This window comes from Fulvivirga sedimenti, assembly GCF_020328055.1.
This window is the reverse complement of the sequence record NZ_JAIXNE010000004.1, coordinates 1,167,550-1,184,978: the sequence shown is the minus strand read 5'-3', so window position 1 is coordinate 1,184,978 and position 17,429 is coordinate 1,167,550. Positions and strand designations below refer to the sequence as shown.

At 45.2% G+C, this 17,429-nt stretch carries 13 protein-coding genes and 2 tRNA genes; 9 read left to right on the top strand and 6 right to left on the bottom strand.

Annotation, left to right across the window (positions count from 1 at the left end):
• Window positions 1–21 precede the first annotated feature (21 nt).
• On the top strand, window positions 22–2,406 hold the full coding sequence (locus tag LDX50_RS23245) for a TonB-dependent receptor (RefSeq protein ID WP_225698604.1): 2,385 nt from the start codon (window positions 22–24) through the stop codon (window positions 2,404–2,406).
• Between the two features lie 54 nt (window positions 2,407–2,460).
• Window positions 2,461–3,054: a hypothetical protein gene (locus LDX50_RS23240; RefSeq protein WP_225698603.1), complete on the top strand. Its 594-nt coding sequence runs from the start codon at window positions 2,461–2,463 to the stop codon at window positions 3,052–3,054.
• 127 nt (window positions 3,055–3,181) lie between these two features.
• Here LDX50_RS23240 and LDX50_RS23235 read toward each other — a convergent pair whose 3' ends face one another.
• Window positions 3,182–3,586 (bottom strand): hypothetical protein, encoded by a 405-nt coding sequence (locus LDX50_RS23235; protein ID WP_225698602.1) that lies wholly within the window; start codon window positions 3,584–3,586, stop codon window positions 3,182–3,184.
• A gap of 2 nt (window positions 3,587–3,588) precedes the next feature.
• Between LDX50_RS23235 and LDX50_RS23230 the strand changes: the two genes are divergently transcribed.
• The gene (locus tag LDX50_RS23230) at window positions 3,589–4,398 is read left to right on the top strand and encodes a 5'-nucleotidase, lipoprotein e(P4) family (RefSeq protein WP_225698601.1); all 810 of its coding nucleotides are present in this window, start codon (window positions 3,589–3,591) and stop codon (window positions 4,396–4,398) included.
• Window positions 4,399–4,901: 503 nt separating this feature from the next.
• Here the strand turns inward: LDX50_RS23230 and LDX50_RS23225 are convergent.
• Entirely contained in the window at window positions 4,902–5,342 is a 441-nt protein-coding gene (locus LDX50_RS23225) for a cytochrome B (protein WP_225698600.1), read from the bottom strand.
• 29 nt (window positions 5,343–5,371) lie between these two features.
• Window positions 5,372–7,012: a S8 family peptidase gene (locus LDX50_RS23220; protein ID WP_225698599.1), complete on the bottom strand. Its 1,641-nt coding sequence runs from the start codon at window positions 7,010–7,012 to the stop codon at window positions 5,372–5,374.
• 418 nt (window positions 7,013–7,430) lie between these two features.
• Here LDX50_RS23220 and egtB point away from each other — a divergent pair, with 418 nt between their 5' ends.
• The 6 genes from egtB (at window position 7,431) to LDX50_RS23190 (ending at window position 11,825) form a co-directional block, all read left to right on the top strand.
• On the top strand, window positions 7,431–8,678 hold the full coding sequence (egtB, locus tag LDX50_RS23215; RefSeq protein WP_225698598.1) for an ergothioneine biosynthesis protein EgtB: 1,248 nt from the start codon (window positions 7,431–7,433) through the stop codon (window positions 8,676–8,678).
• A 9-nt stretch (window positions 8,679–8,687) separates the two neighbouring features.
• Window positions 8,688–9,623, top strand: a complete 936-nt coding sequence (egtD, locus tag LDX50_RS23210; protein WP_225698597.1) for an L-histidine N(alpha)-methyltransferase — start codon at window positions 8,688–8,690, stop codon at window positions 9,621–9,623.
• A 61-nt stretch (window positions 9,624–9,684) separates the two neighbouring features.
• Window positions 9,685–9,769: transfer RNA gene (locus tag LDX50_RS23205), tRNA-Leu, on the top strand.
• Between the two features lie 151 nt (window positions 9,770–9,920).
• Entirely contained in the window at window positions 9,921–11,063 is a 1,143-nt protein-coding gene (locus tag LDX50_RS23200) for a hypothetical protein (RefSeq protein WP_225698596.1), read from the top strand.
• A 103-nt stretch (window positions 11,064–11,166) separates the two neighbouring features.
• Window positions 11,167–11,248, top strand: a tRNA-Leu gene (locus LDX50_RS23195).
• Between the two features lie 106 nt (window positions 11,249–11,354).
• Window positions 11,355–11,825 carry an Lrp/AsnC family transcriptional regulator gene (locus tag LDX50_RS23190; protein ID WP_225698595.1) on the top strand — a complete coding sequence of 157 codons (471 nt, stop codon included), beginning with the start codon at window positions 11,355–11,357 and terminating at the stop codon, window positions 11,823–11,825.
• Here the strand turns inward: LDX50_RS23190 and LDX50_RS23185 are convergent, their stop codons facing one another.
• From LDX50_RS23185 to LDX50_RS23175, 3 genes are read right to left on the bottom strand one after another with little or no spacing between them, the layout of a single operon-like run.
• Complete coding sequence (locus LDX50_RS23185) at window positions 11,826–14,234, bottom strand: penicillin-binding protein 1A (protein WP_225698594.1); 2,409 nt, start codon at window positions 14,232–14,234, stop codon at window positions 11,826–11,828. It abuts the gene before it with no gap.
• The gene (locus LDX50_RS23180; RefSeq protein WP_225698593.1) at window positions 14,234–16,642 is read right to left on the bottom strand and encodes a leucine-rich repeat domain-containing protein; all 2,409 of its coding nucleotides are present in this window, start codon (window positions 16,640–16,642) and stop codon (window positions 14,234–14,236) included. The genes LDX50_RS23185 and LDX50_RS23180 overlap by 1 nt, the downstream gene beginning before the upstream one ends.
• Entirely contained in the window at window positions 16,632–17,384 is a 753-nt protein-coding gene (locus tag LDX50_RS23175) for a hypothetical protein (RefSeq protein ID WP_225698592.1), read from the bottom strand. The genes LDX50_RS23180 and LDX50_RS23175 overlap by 11 nt, the downstream gene beginning before the upstream one ends.
• Window positions 17,385–17,429: the final 45 nt, after the last annotated feature.

The following is a 17,429-nucleotide window of genomic DNA, read 5'->3' as shown; positions in this document are numbered from 1 at the left end:
CACAATTGCTATTTTTGCACCATGCGGTTCATCATACTGTTGTGTTTGCTATTGAATGTTGCCTCTGCCATTGCACAGGATAAGTGTGATTATGTGGTGGAGGGTACCGTTTATGACCTTTCTTCGCGTGAACCGCTTCCATTTGCCAACGTACATATTGATGGCACAAATAAGGGAGCCTCAACAAACGAGAAAGGATATTTCAGGATTGAAAATATTTGTAAAACCGAATTCGATCTGATTTTTACCTATGTGGGGTATAAACAAGTGATTCATCATCATGATGTTCATCATGAGCTTCCTGAGATATTTCTGGCTCCTGATGCGTATACCCTCCAAAGTGTGGTTGTTGAAGCTGATAAACTGGAGGAATATGTGCAATCCATTTCCTCACAGTCCATCGATGGGCGGGATTATGAAGAATTGAATACAGGTAACCTGGCGGATCTCACGGCAAACATCAGCGGGGTTAGCAGCATTTCCACGGGTCAGAATATTTCAAAGCCCATGATACACGGACTCCATAGTAACAGGGTTGTAATCATTAATAATGGCGTCCGCCACGAATTCCAGAATTGGGGGCAGGAACATGCCCCGGAAATTGACCCTGAACTGGCGACAAGCGTTTCTGTTGTAAAAGGTGCCGGAACCGTTCGTTATGGTCCGGAAGCATTGGGAGGAGTAATTCTCCTAAACGGACCGACCATGGAACTCCATGAGAAATTAAAGGGTAAGATTGGGATGCAGTATCAGTCCAATGGAAGGGGAGTGGAAGCCAATGGGGAGATCAGACAGGGTGGTGAACGTATTTCATGGATGGCGCAGGGAGGTTATACGCTGCAAGGTGACCGGAGAGCACCGGACTACATGCTCACCAATACCGGTAAGCGGGAATGGACCGCAGCTGGAGGGATTCGCTATCACCGTCCGAATTTTGATTTACGCCTGCTTTACAGTCACTTCAGCCAGGAGCTGGGCGTATTACGGAGCTCCGTTACTGGTAGCCTGGAAGATTTGAACAATGCTATCGAGAGTGATGTCCCCCTGATTGTAGATCCCTTCTCCTATGAGATTAACAACCCGAGGCAGCGTGTCGACCATGATATGGTGAAGCTCAATGGCCAGATCCACGGGAAGGACCAACTCCTCGAAATTACGTACGCTTTTCAGCGGAACCTCCGCCAGGAATATGATGTAAGAAGGGGAGTATTGAATGAACGTCCGTCCATCGACCTGGAACTTTTTAGCAATAGCCTGGATATCGACTGGCTGCACCCGTCGGTAGGTGCCTTTGAGGGACGGATGGGTATGCAATGGACATACCAGGATAATAATAACATTCCGGGCACGAATACCGTGAACTTTATACCGAATTACAACCTGAACAGATTCGGAATTTATCTGATTGAATCATTGTCGAAGGGGCAAAATGAATTTGATTTTGGCATTCGCTATGACTACCAGTACGTTTCGGTTCGGGGAAGGGAACAGGATAATTCGGTTTATGCAAGTACGCTGAGTTTCCAGAATTTTTCTGCCACCGCGGGGTGGTACCGAAAGCTCAGTAGTAACTGGAATTTCAGGAGTAATATTGGAACTGCCTGGCGCCCCCCCAATGTCTTTGAGTTATATGTTTTTGGTAAGCATCAGGCAAGTATTGAATACGGCCTATTCCGATATGAGAGACAGGAAGACGGGACCATCGATACAGACGTGATCCTGGATGAAAATGAAAAGGATATTTTTTCTGAGATCGGTTACAAATGGGTAAATACCTTCACGCGTTCTAAAGGTTCTACCGAAATGGAGATTACTGGTTACGTGAATTATATCCGAAATTTTATTTATGCCACACCGGCCGGGATCACCCTGACGGTTCGAGGCGCCTTCCCGTTTTTTGTTTATGAACAAACCGACGCCATGCTGGCAGGTATCGATTTTACCACTCGGTTTACTCATAGCAGTGAATGGATGAGCGAGGCGAAAGGTAGTTTTCTTTATGCGAGGGACGTTTCGAAACAGGATTATTTTGTGGAGATGCCGCCGGTACGTATTGATTACAACCTGGTTTATTCACCCTCATTCGGGAGTGAGCATGACCTGAAGTTCAAAGCCGGATTTACCTATTTGTTCCGGCAGTTCATGGCGCCGGATGTTATCCCGGTAAGTGATTTTCTGGAGGGAAATCCTCCCGAAGTTTCCGAAGGCAATTTTGATTTTACAGAAACGCCGGATGGGGTAATGCTTGTGAGTGCGGGTATCTTCGGAAAATGGAACCGATTCGATTACTCCCTTCAGGTTCAGAATCTGCTGAACCAGTCCTACAGGCTCAATACAGATTCATTTCGATACTTTGCCGACCAGGCCGGAATAAACCTGCACATTAAATTGACATATAATTTTTAATTCTACTTGCAACAATGTTGCATATTGAATAGTTTTGTCAAAAATTTAAAAACTATGACAAGACTCATTTCATTTTTCGTACTCTCAGTTATGTTGTTTGCATTCACCGGCTGTGGCGACGATGATGTTCCGCCAGTGGAAAACGTAGAGGAAGAGATCACCCAGGTATTGCTTACCTTCACTAATACCCAGGATGCGGGTGATGTGGTAACGGCGGAATGGCTGGATGCAGATGGCGAAGGTGGAAATGCACCTACGGTGGATGATGTTGTCCTGGATGCTTCAAAGTCATATTCGCTTTCAATCGAGTTTTTCAATACCCTCGAGACACCTGCTGAGGATATCACAGAGGAGGTAAGCGAAGAAGCGGATGAACACATGATCTTCTTTGGATTCTCAGAAACCGTGTTCGCAAACCCTGATGGCAATGGTAACATCGACAGCAGAGCGGATGCCGTTAATTATGATGATGAGGATACCAATGGCCTTCCACTGGGACTTCTAACCTCATGGACGACCAGTGATGTTGCATCGACAGGAACATTCCGGGTTGTGTTGAAGCACCAGCCCGGGTTGAAAACCGCCACCAGCACATCGGCTGATGGTGAGACGGATGTGGATGTGACCTTTCCCCTGATTTTGCAATAGTCATTTCTGACAGTTGAAACTGTTGATTTCCCAGCCCCGGTTCTTCCGGGGCTTTTTTTGTTATTCAGATAGACGTCATACCAACGATTCCCTTTAGCAGCTTGCCCATCTTTTTCTGCAGTAATTGCTACCCGGGTTTACCCGTAAAAGGGGAATGGTTCTTCAGAAACTGCCCGTTATAATATTCAAGTATATCGCGGGTCTCCAGCATCTCGTCCCAGGTGGTACGCTGTATGTCTGTGAAGAGAACCGATTCAGATTCATTGATGACGGCAATAATGTAACCCGACTGGCCATCACAGCTGTAGTAGTAAAGTGATCTGGGTGACCGGTACCGCGAAATGTTGATGCGCTGTACATAACGGAATGTTCTTGACGTAATTTCCGAAATAAGTTCATCCGGAGTCTTATCTTCGTTTTTGATAAGGTGACAATCGGTGTTTTCAGGATCCATTTTGAAATTATGTTCAACCTGGCTAAACCCTTGAATTCCCAGAAGCACCAACAGCATCAAAAGACTAATCCGAATCATACATGAAAGTTACAAATTTACCTTCGATTATCCTTTTTGCGAGTATTGTGTTCTTTTCGTGCGGGAGCAGCAAGGTCGCCACATCATCTGATCCCTATGAGCAGGCACTGGCCGAACAGGGCATGGGAGCCACATTATGGTTTCAGACATCTGCAGAGATGAGAGCCGCGTATTACCAGGCATATCAATATGGCCGGATGATCCTCGAAAAGAAACTGGCCCTTCAGAATTATGACAATCCGGCAATCGTATTTGATATTGATGAAACACTGCTGGATAACAGTCCGTACCAGGCCTGGCTCATTCATAATGGCAGGACGTATTCCTCCTCCACCTGGAAGGACTGGACAGATCAGGCCAGGGCAGAGGCCCTTCCCGGAGCCCTGGAGTTTGTTGCGTTTGTGAGGAGCAAGGGCATTGATGTCTTTTATATTTCCAACCGAAAAACAACTGAGCAGAAGTCAACAATGGAGAACCTGAAAGAACTGGGTTTTCCGCAGGTTACGGATGAACACGTACTTCTCCGGTCGGCCAGCTCCGATAAGACTGAACGTCGGAAACGGGTACAGGACTCCCATGAAATATTGCTGTATGTGGGCGATAATCTTACCGATTTCAACCAGGTATTTGATGCACGGGGAGCTGATTACGGGAAGGGCCTGGTGGATCAGTACCGCCAGGAATTGCTCAATAGCTTTGTCATGTTGCCCAATCCGATGTATGGTGAATGGGAGAGGGCCGTACTTAGGAATGAAACCGGACTTTCCTCTCAGGAACAAGCGGCACGGCGAAAAGCTGCTTTGAAAGAATGAATAATTGAAGGGTTGCAGGTTTTTTATGCGACCGCCCGCTCCGCAGGGGTCGATTGACTGAATGCCATATATCTCACATATGTGACCCACGCTCACGCATGGGTCAATTACCACGGTTGGCATTAGACTCTTGACCGTTTTATTCTTTCAAATCCACTCCTCTAGTTCAGGGGTCGGTTTAATTTATGCAACGCGACACACAGATGTGGCCCACCCGTGACTATGTGTTATCTCAGAAATTCCAACATTATTTTGGTGCAATACAAGTCGACCCCTGTAAAACGGGGGTCGAATATGTGAGCAAATGATCATAAAACAGAACGACCCCTGTGGAACGGGGGTCGCATAAGTGAGTAAATCATCGTAAAGCAAAACGACCCCTGCGATAGCGGGGGTCGCATATGTGAGAAAATGACCGTCCTATAGAACGACCCCTGTAAAACGGGGGTCGCATAAGTGATTCGATTATAAAAAAAGGCCACCCTTGTGGGGTAGCCTTTTCTTTAAAACCATGCGGTACCATAATCCTGGAATGGCCATGGGATCCCTGCGAGAATCAACAGCAAACCAAGAAGATAAAATACCAGTATATTCCGGAATTTCTTGCCTTCATCGATGGCGCGTTTCGACCTGCTGTAACCGATGGTTATCAGCAGGACGGCGAGGATCATAATGAATATATGCTCGACCAGGAAAAATCTGAGTATGTCATTACTCATTGATTCAACCGAGAACACAACTTTAGGGCTGATGAAGTAAAGAATCAGGCCAAGCACCAATTGCAGGTGTGTGAAAACGAGTGCCATTAATGACAGCCTTTTATCACTTCGCAGGAATGGTCTGTTTCCATTGGTCTTTCCAATTGCATTACCAATTGCGATCAAAAGGGTGATAAGAACGATCCACCTGAGTCCTGAATGGGTATGCGTTAAAATTGAATACATAGTTTACCTTTTAGGTTACAATATACAAATTAATCCTTCTTGCCAATGGTAAGCGTTTCCGCCATTTTAACGGCCTCATACGCATTGATAAGACCACCGCTGATGGAAAGTTCAGAAAAGTCCACCAATTCCTCGGAACCGGGTCTTTTCACTTTCAGGTTATCAAATTTTCTGGAGGATTTGTTCAGAATATCACGAACCTGTGTTGCAGTGAGGTCAGGATAGTATGACATCAGCATTGCTGCTACACCCGCTGTGGAAGGAGCGGCCATACTGGTTCCATTATAACTTTCATAAGAATTATCGGGGGTAGTGGAATAAATATTTACACCGGGTGCAAATACATCCATGGTCTTCTTTCCGAAATTCGAAAAATTACCCACAAAATCACTGTTGTCCCCGGCAGCCGATGCACCAATCTCCAGCCAGTTTCCGGCCGACTTTCCATCATTAAAATTCCGCGACGGGTAATTGTCCGATTTATCAATATTTTTCGAGCTGTTCCCTGCTGCATGAACCATCAGTACTCCCTTCGATTCGGCATATTTGATTGCTGCATCCACCACTTCCTTCTGAGGGGAATAAGATTTCCCAAAACTCATATTGATGATACTGGCACCGTTGTCTACCGCATACCGGATGGCATTTGCAACGTCCTTGTCCCGCTCGTCGCCATCTGGTACTGCGCGAACCACCATAATTTTTGCATTCTCCGCGATACCCTGGATTCCCAGATCATTATCACGGTTGGCCGCGATGATGCCTGAAACGTGCGTACCATGGCTGGGATCATGACCTTTTACATCGTTATTGCCGTAAATGCGCTCGTTCGGGTCTGAATAATTATCACCTACGATCGTGCGCGGATCAAAGTCGGTATTGTAAGCATAGTTTACCTGATCACCGAAATATTTTACAGCACCTTCAAGTTCAACAGCGATGTCTTCGAAGTTTACATCTTCGCCAACCTGCTGGAAGATCATCCCAACCAGGTTTCTTGCCTCCAAAATCGTGGAATCCTGAGACCGGATGCCTCTCAGGTCATTCAGACTCAATGTATCAACGTCGAGATAGGCTTTCAACAGGTTATTGTAACGCACTACGTTCTTATACAATCCATTGTAAAAAGCATATTGTGATGCAGCCTTTTCATATGTTTCTTCAAAGTCCTTCTTTACCTTGAGAAAATAATCATACTCTGCGCGGTCTTTCTTCTTTACAGATTTTTCATCGATATCACCGAATTTTTCAGAGAGGCGTACATATTCACGAGTCATTTCATGCGTATCCTGCTCCACATTTCCGTCGGCACCGCCAATGAAATTCCAGCCATACCGGTCATCAATGTAACCATTGTTATCGTCATCGATTCCGTTCCCTTCAATTTCATCCTCATTGATCCATATCTTTCCCTGCAGATCTTCATGATCAATATCCACACCTGAATCAATTACTGCTACAATCACAGATTTTGACTCGCGCTTTTTTTCTTTCAGGAAACTATAAGCTTCATCCACACTCAATCCCTGAACCTTATCCTTCGCAGGATCCAGTACAAACCAGTTTTGCGGGGTACCGCCTTCAGAATACTGTTCCTGCGACATTCCTGTGGTAGAAACTGATATGAAAATCAGCAGGCTAACCACCACTTTCATTAAATTACTTCTCATTTTAAACGTTTAAATTTTTTCCAAAAATTTTCCCAAATATACGTTTTCCGCCATTACTAACACGTAACATGCTGTGAACGGTTCGGCTGAAGAAAGAAATCCTTCAAATTTGCTCAACATCTTACAAATGTGGTACCATAGTCAAACTAAAACCGGAAAAAAAATGTTTTCTTAGTATCTTCATGAACTAACTTAGTTGTATGATCTGATAACAATTCTAACCGTTAAAGTGATGTTTCTCATAGCAATAGTGTCGATGGCGATTTTTTTTGGGGTATTCTTCTATGCCGCTGTGAAGGCACATCAACGTTCACATACCGTTGAGATCGCGAAACATCACTGAGTCAATCATAAAGTTTCCTTATTTCTGTTTAAACAAACTGCTGGTTCTTAACTTTATAAAGTAACAGGACCAATTATGTTAGCAGTTGATTCATCTCCCTTTACCAAGTTCCTTCTCGTGCGGCAACGTTCCGAGGAAATTTGCAAGCCGCTTGAAGCTGAGGATCATGTCGTGCAGCCTATTGTCGATGTGAGTCCGCCTAAATGGCACCTGGGTCATACCACATGGTTCTTTGAAGCATTCATACTTCAACCACTCAAGTCGGATTACCAGGTTTACGATGATACCTACGCTTTTGTATTTAATAGTTATTATGAGGGAAAAGGAGCCAGAATTATTCGAACGAATCGCGGAAATCTCACGCGTCCGACAGTGGATGAGGTTCTAGATTACCGTCACTATGTGGATGAACAAATGGCCGCGCTTCTCGAGGCAGATCCCGGTCCGGAGTTACTCAAACTGCTTGCGCTGGGTCTGAACCATGAACAGCAGCATCAGGAATTACTTCTGTATGACATAAAATATATTCTTGGTACGAATCCATTATTCCCTGCGTACCGGGAGTTCAGAAGTTATGAACTTCAGACAAGTCCTGAAATGAAATGGCTTGACATCGATGAGGGATTACACATGATCGGGCATGAGAATGAAGGATTCAGCTTTGACAATGAACATGGCAGGCATCAGGTTTTCCTTCATGGGGCACGAATTGCAGACAGACTGGTGACAAATGGTGAATACCTGCAATTCATGGCCGACGGCGGGTACACCAACTACCGTCACTGGCTTTCAGATGGGTGGGATTGGGTAAATGCAAACCAGGTACGGGCACCGTTCCATTGGCATATAACCGATGAGGGATGGATGAATTATTCACTTAACGGAGGGTTGCTTCCGGTTGACATGAATGCCCCCGTACAACATGTCAATTATTTTGAGGCCGATGCTTTTGCCAAATGGGCGGGATACCGGCTGCCTACAGAATTTGAATGGGAAGTGGCCTGTCGTTCGCACGGGGATGCCGGCGTGGGTAATTTTTTCGAATCCAATTATCTTCAGACCATGGTAGTCGGGCAGTCCGGCCATCAATTCTACGGAGACGTTTGGGAATGGACGTCAAGTGCCTATCTTCCATATCCGTATTACAAGGCACCGGAAGGAGCCGTAGGGGAATATAATGGTAAGTTTATGGTAAATCAGATGGTACTGAGGGGCGGTTCATATGCTACCCCAGGCGACCATATCAGGGCAACCTACCGGAATTTTTTTCAACCGCAGCATCGATGGCTATTTTCCGGTGTTCGACTCGCTGCCTATCAATAACAGGAATTAATGATACAACAGTTTGAAAAGGACGTCATAGCCGGCCTTTCTTCCAAGCCAAAACAACTTGCTTCCCGCTACTTTTATGATTCAAAGGGTGACCGGCTCTTTCAGCAGATCATGGGGTTGGATGAATATTACCTGACCCGCAGTGAATATGAAGTGCTGGATACCAATAAGGCGCAAATATGCAGGTCAATCAGGGTAGATGAATCTCCTTTTAATCTGCTTGAATTTGGAGCCGGGGATGGGTTCAAAACAAAAGTGCTGTTACGGCAGCTGGTTGAGCAAGACGCCCGTTTTACGTACCGTCCGATCGATATTTCGGATAATGCGATTTCCAGTCTTACCGAAAATCTTTTGAAAGAATTGCCCGGGCTTCATGTTGCAGGAATCCGCAATGAGTATTTCAGTGCGATTAAAGCGCTGGAGAATGCATCAACGCGAAATGTTGTTTTGTTCCTGGGGTCAAATATTGGAAATTTCACAGATGATCGTGCCGTGGTGTTTCTTTCTGAATTGAATGAAGCCCTTCATCCCGGCGATATGGTCCTCATAGGTTTTGATCTAAAAAAAGATCCGCGAAAAATCCTGGCGGCTTATGATGATTCCAGCGGAGTTACGGCCGCTTTTAATTTGAATTTACTGGACCGCATAAACCGCGAGCTTGGGGGAAATTTTGATCTGGATGCATTTTCACACTATCCCGTTTATGATCCCATTTCGGGGCAGGCGAGGAGTTACCTGATTAGCCGGAAGCAACAAACGGTACAAATTGGAGAGCATTCATTTGAATTCAGGCCATGGGAACCCATACATATGGAAATCTCAAGAAAATTTGATCCCTATGAAACGGATGCACTTGCTGCCGCATCGGGATTTACCGTCGTGGAACACTTTTTTGATTCAGAACGTAATTTTCTGGATACGCTCTGGAAGAAATGAAAACTATTGGTATTAATATTTTTTCGTATTAGTTTTGCCACCCTGAAAACAAGATCTACCTGCGCACGTGGCGGAACTGGTAGACGCGCCAGGTTGAGGGCCTGGTGGCCATTGCGGCCGTGGAGGTTCGATTCCTCTCGTGCGCACGACCCTGTAGCATACGCTACGGGGTTTTTTTGTGGCCGGGAATGAAGATCATTTTGCGATTCAATTGATTCATTCTTATTGAGGAATATCATAAGATTTCCGGGATCATTTTCTTAAATTCTGATCCGTTAGCAATCAACGCCCCTTTTTATGAGAGTTTGGCCTTTCATTCTACTATTCATTCTTGGCTTTAGCCTGCCGTGTTCCGTAAATGCACAAAGCAGGAAGGAGAAAAGACTTCAGGAGAGTCAGCGAAAGCAATTTGAGCTAAACAACAATTATATCGCCATGAATATGCATGAGCTGCTTACGGTGTATTCGAAGCGTATTGAATGGAAGATTGACAGTTTAATTGAAGATGAGCCCTCATCAGAAATGCGCATGAACCAGATCGCATTGAAATCCTTGTTGCTGGGTTCGATCGCCGAAACAAGCATTCATCCTGATCCGCTGGCTGCAGCCATTGATAGTTGGGTACTCTGTTATCAGCTGATTGATTATTTTGAATCTGAGCAATGCAGCAAAATTTACGGGTTGGCCTGTCCTGAAATGCAATCCTTATTCACTGAGTATGTAACCAGCTATATAAACGGATTAAGCAAGTATATTTCTGATGAAGACAGGGCAAGCTTACGAACATATGCCTCCCGGTATCCTGTACAGGATGATTATCTGAGCCGTCGTTCCATCATTTTTGAAATTTCAAATTGGATCAGTTCCGATCAGTTGGGTATCAAGGGAGGAATCTTATCAATGCCGGACCTGATGCGGTATATGGGAAATCAGCTCGAATATTTTTCAGCAAATATGCCTAAACAGGTGGTCTGGCAAATGGATAAAAGACTTAGTGCACTGCAGGCCGACAGCATGATGACCCTGCTGACTGATATGCAGCGAATGCTGGATGCCAGTGCCAGTCTGCTTGAAAATACTGAAGACATTATACAAGAAAACCGGGATACACTTCTTGCAAACCTGGACTATCAGCGTCGCGTAACTTTATACATGATCCGGCAGGAACGCATAGAGACATTAAAGGCTCTGACCCAGGAACGCATCGAAATTTTAAATGCAGTTCGACAGGAACGGCTGGGTATTCAAAATTTTGTGGAAGACCAGCGTGTGGCGATCACTACGGATGTATCCTCAGGTTCAACAGGCATGATGAATCAGTCCGGTGAGATGGTCAGGGAATTGATCGACTATATGTTTATACGGGTATTGATCCTCGGCGGACTTTTTGCCGGTGTGATCTTCCTTGCGATCTGGTTCTATAAAAAACAGTCGGCATAAAGATTCGGGTCTGATTGTTTCCTGCATATCCCAGAAAGAAATAAAGCGGCGGGTTTTACTTTTTGGTATTAATTACACTATTTTTGCAACGTCTTACAAAAACGCGCACGTGGCGGAATTGGTAGACGCGCTGTCTTCAGGCGGCAGTGCCTTCGGGTGTGAAGGTTCGACTCCTTTCGTGCGCACAAACCCTGTAGTATTCACTACAGGGTTTTTTTATTCGTATTAGAGTCTTTATATATACCAAAATTCTTTACTATCTTGTCATGCTCAACAACGAATACAGCTTAAATGGCTAAGAAACTCGATAAAGTAGATCTTAAAATCCTTTCAGAACTCTCGAAGGATGCCCAAATGCCCTATACTGAAGTGGCCAAAAAAGCAGGTGTTTCAAGCGGTACCGTTCACTTGCGTATGAAGAAAATGATGGATGCAGGAATGGTAACGGGCACCACCCTAAGTATGGATTACGCTAAAATGGGATGGACTGTATCCGCTTTTGTTGGAATTCATCTCGACGAGACCAGCAAGTTTGATGCTGTATTTGAAAAACTGGAACTGATCCCGGAAGTAGTAAAAATACATTATACCACCGGCAAATTTAATATGTTCATCAAGGTGCATGCCCGTGATAATATGCACCTGAAAACCATCCTGCATGATCAGGTGGAGACCATAAGCCACATTAAGCGTACGGAAACATTCTTAACGTTACATGAGATGCTGAATCGTCATATTTTATTTGACGAGTCGACGATCTGATCAGTTCTTGCGCTTCTTCTTTTTATTTTCCTTGAAGATATCTCCGATCTTATCAAAGAATGTACGCTCGCGCTGAACCTGAGGTTTTTCACCAAAGGATCGTTCCCGCTGTTCAGATGAGGTTTGTTCCTGGCCAAAAAGGCGTTCGGCAAGCGAAAGATCCTCTTTGATAGGTGGACAACTGATCATGCGCATTACGCGGTTTGAAGGAGGGGGAAATTTCATGCGCGTTTCCTGACGGAATGCTTCATCCTTATTCAATTGCTGGAAAAGTGATGCAAATATTGGCAGCGCTGTATTAGCCCCCTGGCCGAGTGCTGTTGATCTGAATCGAATCGCCGGATCATCCGCACCTACCCATGCCCCGACCACGAGGCGCCTGGTGAATCCGATAAACCAGCCATCGGCATTGGACTGCGTGGTTCCCGTTTTACCTGCAAAATCATTTTGAAGACCATATTTCCATCGGAGCCTGGAGGCGGTGCCGCCTTCATTGGTAACCGTCTTCATCAATTCGATCATGATGGCAGATGTTTCCTGCGACATCACACGATCTTTATTGTTGCGTTTATAAGGAAATTCAGCCAGCAGGTTATCATCCTGATCCCTGATCTCGAGAAGATATCGGGGTTCAACTTTTCTGCCGCCATTAGCAAATGAACAGTATGCCGTCACCATTTCGAGCAATGAAATATCTGCTGTACCAAGAGCGATGGAAGGTACGTTCGGCAGCGGGGATTCAATGCCCATACTTTTAGCCAGCTCGATCGTATTGTCGATTCCTGCAGCCTCCAGTACTTTCACACTCACGGTATTCACCGATTTGGATAAGGCACCAGCGAAACTGTATTTATTTTCGTCTTCACTGGGATCCGCATTTCCGGGAGTCCAGTTGGCAAGGTTGGTATATTGGATTTGCTCTCCTGAAATGTAGGTGCAAGGGTCAATCCCTTCTTCAAGAGCCGTTGCATAAACGAACGGCTTGAATGTAGAGCCTACCTGACGTCGCGTATTAACATTTACGTGATCGTATTTGAAATATTCAAAATTTATTCCACCAACCCATGCTCGCAAGTCCCCTTTATTCGGGTCCATGGCGAGCAATCCTGTTTGAAGAAAATTCAGGTAGTGCTTTACCGAATCGATCGATGAGAATTCTACTTCCTTTTCACCATCCCAGGTAAATATTTTCATGGGCCGTTTTTCAGTCATTGCCTGAATTGCTTCCTGGGATGACATTCCCTGCTTCCGGAAATTCTTGTAGGGATAGGAGCGCATCAAAGCGGCATCCAGAACGCTCACGTTATTTTTCCACGGCTTTCCATTCCAGTGCTCATCAAATACTGATTGCAATGATTTCATTTGTGTTGAAACCGCATTTTCGGCGTAACGCTGCATTTTTGAGTCGATGGTCGTATAGATTTTCAGACCATCGGTATACAGATTATAAGGAGACCCGTCGGGTTTTTCATTGTTGGCACACCATTCTTCCAGCTGGGGCCGGAGAAATTCACGGAAGTAAGTCGCCAGTCCGGTATTATGGGTGATCCTGTAGTAGTTCAGCTCGATGGGCAGTGGAGCCAGTTTGTCATAGGTAAGCTGATCGATATATCCGTATTTCACCATTTGCGCCAGCACCACATTACGTCGTTCCAATGCACGTTCAGGATAAAGCCGCGGATTGTAGGAGTGATTCGCCTTAAGCATGCCAACCAGTACAGCGGCTTCCTGCAAGGCAAGGCTCCTTGCCGGCTTATTAAAGAACCGGCGTGATGCCATTTCAATTCCGTAAACATTGTCTCCGAAGGGGACTGTATTCAGGTACAGGGTGAGGATCTCCTCCTTGGAATAAATATCTTCCAGCCGGTGTGCGATAATCGCCTCCTTGATTTTAATGACCGGCATATACCACCGTCCGCGGTTGCTGCGGGGAAACAGGTTTTTGGCTAATTGCTGACTTATCGTACTTCCACCGCCGCTGCTCTGGTCCTGCAGGAGGATCGTACGTATTCCCACGCGGAACAGGCTTCGGTAATCAACCCCATCGTGTTCAAAGAACCGCACATCCTCCGTTGCAATGAGCGCGTTAATGACATTTTCGGAGATCTCATCGTAATCATTCAGCGTTCGTTCCTGTATGTAGTATCTGCCCAGAAGTACCTTATCTGCACTGTATACTTCGGTGGCCTGATAGTTATCGACTTTGCTAAGCGCATCCCGTGTGGGCAACTTCCCAAACGCGCCCGACCAGACCAGAAATACCAGTCCGCCAACAGCCAGTATGCCAAGAAAAAATACAGCAAGCGTGAATTTTAGCAGGGTTACTTTCCAGTTTTTCCTCCTTGTGCTACCTGCTGGTCTTTTTCTCCTTTTTCGTTTTTGTGCCGGTGTAAGCTTACGTTTTGCCATCAATAAAAACTAACGTCACATTCGGGATTCAATTGTTTGAATTCATCAATCCTTTTACTGGAAATACGGGTATTGTAGCAATTCAGTATCTCCAGTCCAAGATTGTAGACAGGATCCAGTTTCTTAACCGAGGTATTGGAACAATCCAGGTTGTTCAGCGCGCTGAGCCGTTCCAATCCGTCCAGCCCTTTGATCTGTGTGCCGGAACAGTTGAGCACTTCAATTCTGTACAGGGAGGATAGTATCCTTAAATCATCTACCGGCGTATTGGAAATATCGAGCTTATGAAGATTACTCAGACTTTTTATGCCAGTGATGTCTTCCAGCGGGTTTCTGGAAACATCCAGTGATTCCAAGGACGACAGGAACGATAAAGGGGATAAACTACGAATCCGTGTGCCTGAAACTTTGAGTTCTTTCAGCCGGATAAACTCCTTCAATGGATGAATATCTGCAATTGAGGCATCTGAAATTTTAATTGAATGCAGGCTGATCAGCCGGTGTAATTCCTCCGTGTCAGGTGTTGCTGACATAGTCATCTGACTGGAAAAGATTTGTTTCCATTCGTCGTTCAGCTGGGACCACCAGGTCTCCAGCCTGCGGGTTTTGTAAATGATCAGGGTTTCCGGACGCATCCGTGCCATCGTGATCATTGCAGTATCAGAAATCCCGGTCTCATCCACATTGATCAGTTCAAGTTGTGGAAGTGTTCGTACCAGACCTAGCTCCGAAACATTCGTTTTAGAAGCCCTGATAATGGACAGGTTAATAAGATCCTCGAGCGGGGAAAGATCTGTGATCTGTGTTCCTGATATGTCGATGTAATGTAAATCCTTCTTTCCTGAAAGCGGAGAAAGACTGTTTACAGCGGTGTTGGCTGCATTGAGATATTCCAGTTTGATAAGTCGGCTCAAAGGCTCAAAGGATTGGATATACATATTGTCGGAAATATCCAGACTATCGAGGCGAACCATGTTGGCAAGCTCTTCCTTCTCGGCATTTTCGCCGATGGATACATAGGAAATAAAGACATCCTTCCATTCCGGGGGGAGTTGATCCCACCAGGTAATGAGGTCTTCCGATTCGAAAACCACCAGGACCTTTGGATTTTTATCCATGAATGACCGGGCCTCTGTAAGGGTCACTCCCGAATAATCGCAGTAAACGCGTTTAAGACTTTTTAGATCCGACAGGGATCCCAGATCATTCACCCCTGTGTGATTAACCGATAAGACAGCCAGTTTTTTCAATGCAGAAAGCGGCGACAATGAAGTTATCAGCGTGCTGTCGGCATATAATTCATTCAAATTCTGAAGGCCAGAAAGATCCGCGGCTGAGACCAGGTCGGTGCCGTTTATATTGAGTGTCTCAAGTGACGTTAGGGAATTCAGTGAGCTGAAGTCACTCAATTCTGTGTAAGCGCATGTCAGATGTTTTAGTTTTACCGCACTTGCAATCGGGGAAAAGTCTGTAACGAATGTTCCGTTCATCGTAAGCGTTTCAAGTGCTGGCATTCGTCCAATGACTTCGATATCCTGAACTGGTGTATGATCAAGATGAAACGTTATCAGCGAGCGGGCATATTTCAGTGCATCAATGGATGAAACACCAGTATGGGATATATCCAGGCTTTGAAGCTTATTCAGATTCCTGATGGGCGATATGTCTGTTACCTGGGTATGGGAAAGGTTAATGTTTTTCAGCTGACTGATACGGCTCAGTGGCTCCACATCCACGATAAAACGGTTCCCTTCCAGGTCTAATTCCTCGATGTTTGCGAGTTTTTTGATCTGGCTGAGTTCGAGATCATCAATGCTGCCGGTTTCACGCTTAAAGATGGACTGCCATTCCAGCGAGAGATTATCCCACCAGTTCATCCATACGTCATCCTGGTTCAGTTCATTTGTGTATATACTGGCAATACGAAGGTCCTGCGCATCTGTATTCAGGTTGATTTCGACAAAACGGGGGAGGGTCTGATTAATGGTATCACCCGTGACGCTTATTGCCTGAAGGTTCCTGAGAAGCGAAACTTTATAGTAAGTTTCGCCCTGCTCATTTTCACTCACTTCCATATCCTGCCATTCGAAATCGAAGCGTGCGGTCTTGAAAAAAAAGTTTACATCCTTCAGGTATGCCTGAACATCCTTATTTGTGACTACGTCCCTGTTCTCATCAAGGTCATCCTCTACCTGAACAGTACCGTCACGGAATATTTTGGAATAACTTTCCGTTACGATCACGTCCTTGTCACGCGCACTGGTCTGGGGGTCACCCAGCGTATTGAGCATATATTCAAGGAAACTAACGATATCCCTGATTTTCTGCTCTTCCTCTTCCTGTGCCATGATGGGGGTGAGAGGACCTATCAGCAGCATGAATGCCAGCAATAGAAATTTATTTTTCATGATAGATATACTTGCGCATAATGTCCTTGTCACGGTCTTCAACTTTTACCAGGTCTGAAATGAGCCAGCCTGTATTGTAGCCGGTACGGTTAAATTCAGAAATCTGAAAATACCAGTCCTTCACCTGGAAGAAGTGAAATTTTACTTCCTTTACTGTTTTAAAGGTGAGATTGCCCTTTTTGATTTCATACAGGAATAATGTGAGATAATCAGGCTGGTATTCCTTTTTCACGAACTGGCTTACACTGTCCCGGTCGATCATTGCCTTTCGTAAATTCATGAAGTCAAGTTCATGACTCATCGGGTGAAGAAACTTACCAATACCTGTGGTATCCCTTTCCATGTAATTCTCAAACATTTCCGACCAGACGCGGGTGATCACCCATTTATATCCCAGGCCGTCTTTTTCCAATGCCATGAAAAGTTTGAATTCCTTGAGCTGATTATTAAGAGTGAAAAGTGTTGTGACTTCAGCAAACCACTCTTTATTATGAAAATCCAGGAATACAGGGTCATTGTCACTGATCACGTCCCTTGCAAACTCTATTTTCCGATCCCGGGGAATTCCCGCGTTGCTCGCATCAAAGAGGATGCCCAGGTATTTCTGACGAAGTTCAGGAGAACGGTATTGCCTGTCTTTGGGGTAGTACCGTTCTCCTTTTTCATCTTCTTCACCATTGAAACGCCGAAAAAACTGGTTTACCTGTTTGGTTTCAGCATATAATTTGCTTTCGTCTGCCATTGGGTCACCGATTTGTGCACCCGCAGGAAAAAAATAAAGCAAAGA

Coding starts and splice junctions, on each gene's coding strand:
- LDX50_RS23235 (WP_225698602.1), bottom strand. CDS start 3,586: ATGATTCGGATTAGTCTTTTGATGCTGTTGGTGCTTCTGGGAATTCAA.
- egtD (WP_225698597.1), top strand. CDS start 8,688: ATGATACAACAGTTTGAAAAGGACGTCATAGCCGGCCTTTCTTCCAAG.
- egtB (WP_225698598.1), top strand. CDS start 7,431: ATGTTAGCAGTTGATTCATCTCCCTTTACCAAGTTCCTTCTCGTGCGG.
- LDX50_RS23220 (WP_225698599.1), bottom strand. CDS start 7,012: ATGAGAAGTAATTTAATGAAAGTGGTGGTTAGCCTGCTGATTTTCATA.
- LDX50_RS23190 (WP_225698595.1), top strand. CDS start 11,355: ATGGCTAAGAAACTCGATAAAGTAGATCTTAAAATCCTTTCAGAACTC.
- LDX50_RS23185 (WP_225698594.1), bottom strand. CDS start 14,234: ATGGCAAAACGTAAGCTTACACCGGCACAAAAACGAAAAAGGAGAAAA.
- LDX50_RS23240 (WP_225698603.1), top strand. CDS start 2,461: ATGACAAGACTCATTTCATTTTTCGTACTCTCAGTTATGTTGTTTGCA.
- LDX50_RS23175 (WP_225698592.1), bottom strand. CDS start 17,384: ATGGCAGACGAAAGCAAATTATATGCTGAAACCAAACAGGTAAACCAG.
- LDX50_RS23225 (WP_225698600.1), bottom strand. CDS start 5,342: ATGTATTCAATTTTAACGCATACCCATTCAGGACTCAGGTGGATCGTT.
- LDX50_RS23230 (WP_225698601.1), top strand. CDS start 3,589: ATGAAAGTTACAAATTTACCTTCGATTATCCTTTTTGCGAGTATTGTG.
- LDX50_RS23245 (WP_225698604.1), top strand. CDS start 22: ATGCGGTTCATCATACTGTTGTGTTTGCTATTGAATGTTGCCTCTGCC.
- LDX50_RS23180 (WP_225698593.1), bottom strand. CDS start 16,642: ATGAAAAATAAATTTCTATTGCTGGCATTCATGCTGCTGATAGGTCCT.
- LDX50_RS23200 (WP_225698596.1), top strand. CDS start 9,921: ATGAGAGTTTGGCCTTTCATTCTACTATTCATTCTTGGCTTTAGCCTG.